This is a genomic window from Mesorhizobium sp. M1E.F.Ca.ET.063.01.1.1 (genome assembly GCF_003998155.1).
Classification (GTDB): Bacteria; Pseudomonadota; Alphaproteobacteria; order Rhizobiales; family Rhizobiaceae; genus Mesorhizobium.
In genome coordinates, this window is sequence record NZ_RZSC01000494.1 from 1 (window position 1) to 4,506 (window position 4,506).

The 4,506-nt window shown below is 64.2% G+C and carries 7 protein-coding genes; 5 read left to right on the plus strand and 2 right to left on the minus strand.

Translation table 11 applies throughout. The features are described 5' to 3' along the window. A partial coding sequence (locus tag EOA29_RS26220; RefSeq protein ID WP_245468541.1) for an enoyl-CoA hydratase-related protein occupies positions 1 to 401 on the plus strand: 401 nt, incomplete at its 5' end. 5 nt (positions 402 to 406) lie between these two features. On the opposite strand, the gene EOA29_RS26225 is transcribed toward EOA29_RS26220, so the two are convergent. Then, positions 407 to 1,039 (minus strand): LysE family translocator, encoded by a 633-nt coding sequence (locus EOA29_RS26225; protein WP_126095266.1) that lies wholly within the window; start codon positions 1,037 to 1,039, stop codon positions 407 to 409. 245 nt (positions 1,040 to 1,284) lie between these two features. Between EOA29_RS26225 and EOA29_RS26230 the strand changes: the two genes are divergently transcribed. From EOA29_RS26230 to EOA29_RS26245, 4 genes are read left to right on the plus strand one after another with little or no spacing between them, the layout of a single operon-like run. Continuing rightward, positions 1,285 to 2,610 (plus strand): hypothetical protein, encoded by a 1,326-nt coding sequence (locus EOA29_RS26230; protein WP_126095265.1) that lies wholly within the window; start codon positions 1,285 to 1,287, stop codon positions 2,608 to 2,610. Continuing rightward, positions 2,603 to 3,196, plus strand: coding sequence for a hypothetical protein (locus EOA29_RS26235; RefSeq protein ID WP_127221818.1), 594 nt, complete (start codon positions 2,603 to 2,605; stop codon positions 3,194 to 3,196). The genes EOA29_RS26230 and EOA29_RS26235 overlap by 8 nt, the downstream gene beginning before the upstream one ends. Continuing rightward, on the plus strand, positions 3,193 to 3,771 hold the full coding sequence (locus EOA29_RS26240) for a hypothetical protein (protein WP_126095263.1): 579 nt from the start codon (positions 3,193 to 3,195) through the stop codon (positions 3,769 to 3,771). The genes EOA29_RS26235 and EOA29_RS26240 overlap by 4 nt, the downstream gene beginning before the upstream one ends. 10 nt (positions 3,772 to 3,781) lie before the next feature. Then, on the plus strand, positions 3,782 to 4,351 hold the full coding sequence (locus EOA29_RS26245; protein WP_127221819.1) for a hypothetical protein: 570 nt from the start codon (positions 3,782 to 3,784) through the stop codon (positions 4,349 to 4,351). 22 nt (positions 4,352 to 4,373) lie between these two features. Here the strand turns inward: EOA29_RS26245 and EOA29_RS26250 are convergent. Further along, positions 4,374 to 4,506 (minus strand): pyridoxine 5'-phosphate oxidase C-terminal domain-containing protein (locus EOA29_RS26250; protein ID WP_281061111.1); only part of this gene is annotated, 133 nt, incomplete at its 5' end.

The window sequence follows — 4,506 nt, forward strand, 5'->3', positions numbered from 1 at the left end:
TCGCCACGCCGCGCACGCTCTTCCGCACGCCGTTCGTCGATCTCGGCCTCGTGCCGGAGGCCGGCTCCAGCCTGCTGGCGCCGCGGATCCTCGGCCGGCAGGGCGCCTTCGCGCTGCTTGGTCTCGGTGAAGGTTTTTCGGCCGAGCGCGCCAATGCCGCCGGCCTGATCTACGACGTGGTCGCGGAAGACGCGCTGGAAGGCGCGGTGCTGGCCGCCGCCAACGACATCGCGGCCAAGCCGCCGCAGGCGCTGAAGATCGCCCGCGACCTGATGCGTGAGCCGCGCGAGGAACTCGTCGCCCGCATCAAGGTGGAGAGCGAGCATTTCCGCGAGCGGCTGAAGTCGGATGAGGCGCGCGCCGCGCTCACCTCTTTCATGACGCGAAAAAAGGCGAGCTGACCGAGCTATCGCTGCTCGGCCGCGATGCGGATGCCGAGGCCGATCAGTAGCGTGCCGCTGACCGCTTCGACGATCCGGCGCACATTCGGTCGGCGCAGCCAGTCGCCGGCCTTGGCGACAACCGTTGCATAGATGGTCAGCCAGCTGAAGGTGATTAGTGCGAAGACGACGCCAAGCAGCAGCAGCGACAGAAAGGACGGCTGTCCCGCCGGCACGAATTGAGGCAACAGGCTCGGAAAGAACACGGCTATTTTCGGATTGCCGAGATCGCTGATGAAGCCCTGCCGGAACGCGGCGACCGGGGCAAGCCGGGTATGCGGTACGGTCGGCGCCTGCGCATGATGGCTTTGCACCGGCCAAATGGCTTCGCGCAGGGCTTGCATGCCGAGATAGATCAGATAGGCGGCGCCGGCATATTTGACGGCCAGGAAAAGCGGTTCGGAAGCAGTGAGCAGCGCGACAAGGCCGACGCTCGTCGCCAGCGCCCAGATCGTCAGCCCGCAGCCGACACCGAGCGCAGTCAAAATTCCTGCGGAGCGGCCGCCGAGCAAGGTGTTGCGGATGGTGATCGCGGTATCCGGACCGGGTGTCACGATCACCATGATCGAGACGCCAAGGAATGCCAGGAAGATTGCCATGCAGTCTCTCCCAAGACCTGAAGTCTTTCCAATAGTATGGCCGGAAATGGCTTCAAGCGTAAGACGAGGTAGCCGGCCAATTTCACCTAAAGGTTGGTGCAGGGGTGTCAAACCGATCCGATCCGCTCTATGTCCCGATTATACTTGGCGGGGGCTCGTGAAATGGAGAGGACATGACCCGAAACGCAGCCATCGATCTGCCGGAGCGATTGGAGGGCGTTCATTGACGCATTGAACGCCTCGACATGCTTGCCGATGCCGCAAAGCCGCTGGCGCTGACCTTCAAGCTCTGGTGGCGCTTCTGGCCGCAACTGATCGCCATGGTGCTACTGGGCATCGTGTTCGGCGACCTGTTCATGCAAATCGCCGCGCGCACCGCCCTCGTCAACCATATGGCGGGGCTCGCCTTGCTGACGCTGGTCGCGCTGACGCAGCTCATCGTCACCGTCGCCATGTTCCAGACGCTGCTGCCGGCCTTGCCGGCAACGCGCGCCGCGCAGCAGGTGGCTCAAGGCGAAAGCTCGGGCGAGGGACGCATCGGCGGCACGCCGCTGGCGCGCATGATCACGGTCGCGCTGCTGCCCTTTTTCGCCTACTACGCCGCCTGGGGCTTTCTCGGCGACACGGTGCGGCAGTATTCGCGCGTCGCGCTCGACATGGCGCCTTTCGGCGGAGGGGAGGGCAACGTTCTCGATGTGCTCGATTCGCGCTGGCTGGTCTTTTCGGTCGTCATCTCCTGGCTGATCCGGCGCTTCGCCACCGGCATGCAGACGCGCGGCCGATCGCGCTCCTTCTGGCAGATCGTCGTGGTCATCTGCGAGACCAACTGGATCTTCATCGGTCTCTATGTGATCTCGCGCTGGAAGGACGAGGTCGTCGACTGGATCATGAGCCGCAATATCTTTTCCTTGCTGCAGGCAGCGGCGGACGGCATGGCCAATCCGATCGCAAGCGCCTTTGCCGATCCGATGGTTCCCGTGGAGGTCACTTCCATCGACACGACCAAAAGGCTGGTCGACCTGTTCTTCTACATGCTCCTGCCGGTGATCTGGCTGGTGCTCGCCGCGCTGATCTACGGCTACGACGTGCGCGACGACAAGGAACTGATGCGCATGCACCGGCGCGCCGAACATTTCGGCGAGCGTTATCGCGCCATTCCGAGATTCCTGCGCGACTTCGTCGAGCACTTCATCTCCGGCTACCGCTCGCGCTATTTGCCGATCGCCAACAGCGTGCGCATCACGCTGAGCTCGGGCTTGGTGCTCGTCGTCACGCTGATCGTCGGCTATCGCCTGATCGACTGGCTGGCGGCCTGGGCCTGGCTCGGCATGACACGGCTATTCGGTCCGCATGAGCTCGATACCTGGCAGGTGCTTTCCGATGGCGTCTCGCTGCTCTTCGGCAGCCCGTTCCAGGACTCTTCGACCGGCATTCTTGTCGAACCGCTCAGGATCTGCTTCCTCGCCGCGATCCTCGAAACGGCATTCGCGCTGCCGAAGCGCCGGACCAGTGAAGATGCTCAACCAGCCGGCTCCCCGGACGGCGCGGAAGTCGGTGCCCAGAATGCTTGAAGACGCCCGCTCTCGCCTGAAAGCTTTGTTGGTCGCTGGCATCGGCACCGCAGCGGCGATTGCAGTCGCCGGTGTCATGGGCGCTTTCGGCGCAAGGCACGAGCCTCTTTCCGTTCTGGCGCCCGCCAGCCCGATCGAAACGGGTCAATGGCTGCTGAGGCCGCTCAAAGCGTATGCCGCCGAAGGCGGGAACCTCTACGGCGTACCGCTCAAGCCTGGCGCGAAGGCGCTGGTCCTCGAGCTCGAAATGACCAACCGGACGGCCAAATCGACAAAGGACTATTTCGATGTCCTGCAGGCGAACCGGGCAACTATCGATCCGGCGACGAAACCGTTCATCGTCCTCACGCGAGATTCCACGCTGTCGCCGGAACTGCACCCCGGCATGCTGGAGCGCATGGCCTACATCTGGCAATTGCCGGACGGCGCGGCTCCGCCGGCGAGCCTCGAACTGACGGTCATCCGCGAGACCTACAAGCAGCGCGACAATCTCCACGGCCTGCCCGGCTGGTTCAATCCGACGCCGATCGGGACGCTGAAGCTGCCCATTGGAAGCGGGCCCGACATCGCGGATATCCGGCCATGATGCGCAAGCTTGCCAACGTCGTCCTGCTGCTCGCCGCAGTGTCGCTCTGCTACGGCCTGCAAGTATCGAAGCCGCATTATGGCGACCTGATCGGGCCGATCCCCGCGCGGGGCGAGCTCGGCGACACGGTCGTCGGGCGAAGCTTCGAGGTCCGCGCCGAAAAGGTGGAGTTCGCCCGCAAGCTGAAAGCGGACAGGTTCGGCGACAGCATGGTTCTGACCACCGGCGGCATCTGGGCCGTGGTCACCGTGGAGTTCGCGGCGCGGGCGCAATCGACGACGGTGGCGGTCGCATCGTGGCGCGGAACGACAGGCCTCACCTATGACCAGACCGAGCGGCTGTCCTTCACCGATGGACTGCTTCCCGTGGCCATCGACCCCGGCCTGCCAAAAAAGGCGAGGCTGATCTTCGAGCTGCGGCCGGACGAGGTCAGCGATGCCACTTTGCTGATTTCGGAAAAGCTGATGTCCGCGCTCGACTCCCAGGCCGTGATATCGCTCGGGGCGGTCGCCATCGGGCCCGACGGCTTGCCGCCCGGCACGGTCGACACGCTGGATATGACGCAGCCGATCTGAGGGGTATCGAATGACGGCACAGGGTCTGGATCGAGAGAGCGGGACGATCGAGCGGAAACGGCGCCGGCGCAGCCTCTGGTCGCTCGTCCTGCTCGTCCCGCTGAGTCTGGCCATCGGGTCCTATGACAGCGTCAAAGCGCTGCTTGGCGGCAACGACCTCTTCCCGCGCCGCGTCGCCTGGGGCGAAAGCGCCCGTTTCGGCGGCAGCGACTGGAAATTGACCGATCTGCGCGGCGCTTTCGGCATGTCGAACCTGCCGCCGGATTCGGTGCCGGTGCTGGCCGACTTCTCAGTGAAGATCGGCGATCCCGATCTGCAGAACCGATGGCTCGGCTGCAAGGTGATGCTCATCGACAAGCACGGCCGGCGCTGGTCGCCGACATCCATCGCGTCGCTGAAAACCACGGACGATGTGCAGACCTGCATTTCGGCGATCTTCTCCGGCGCCAAGAGCGGCGACACGCTCAACCTGCGCGAGACGTTCCTGGTGCCGAAGGAAGCGACCAAGTCCATACGCCCGGCCGTCGGCGTCGCCAGCGAGCGGCCGCATTTCCTGCTGTTCCAACTGGAGAAGGATTGATTTTCCAGCGGGCATTCGAAGGTTAAGGGTACAGCCGCGTCTTGTCCCAACCGCCTTTGGCGTTGCGCGAGAACATGATGCGGTCATGCAGCCGGAATGGGCGGTCGTGCCAGAACTCGATCGTCTGCGGCACGATGCGAAAGCCCGACCAGTGC

Bases quoted from the DNA above. Each gene is read 5' to 3' on its own strand.
- EOA29_RS26225 (WP_126095266.1), bottom strand. From the start codon at position 1,039: ATGGCAATCTTCCTGGCATTCCTTGGCGTCTCGATCATGGTGATCGTG.
- EOA29_RS26230 (WP_126095265.1), top strand. From the start codon at position 1,285: ATGCTTGCCGATGCCGCAAAGCCGCTGGCGCTGACCTTCAAGCTCTGG.
- EOA29_RS26235 (WP_127221818.1), top strand. From the start codon at position 2,603: ATGCTTGAAGACGCCCGCTCTCGCCTGAAAGCTTTGTTGGTCGCTGGC.
- EOA29_RS26240 (WP_126095263.1), top strand. From the start codon at position 3,193: ATGATGCGCAAGCTTGCCAACGTCGTCCTGCTGCTCGCCGCAGTGTCG.
- EOA29_RS26245 (WP_127221819.1), top strand. From the start codon at position 3,782: ATGACGGCACAGGGTCTGGATCGAGAGAGCGGGACGATCGAGCGGAAA.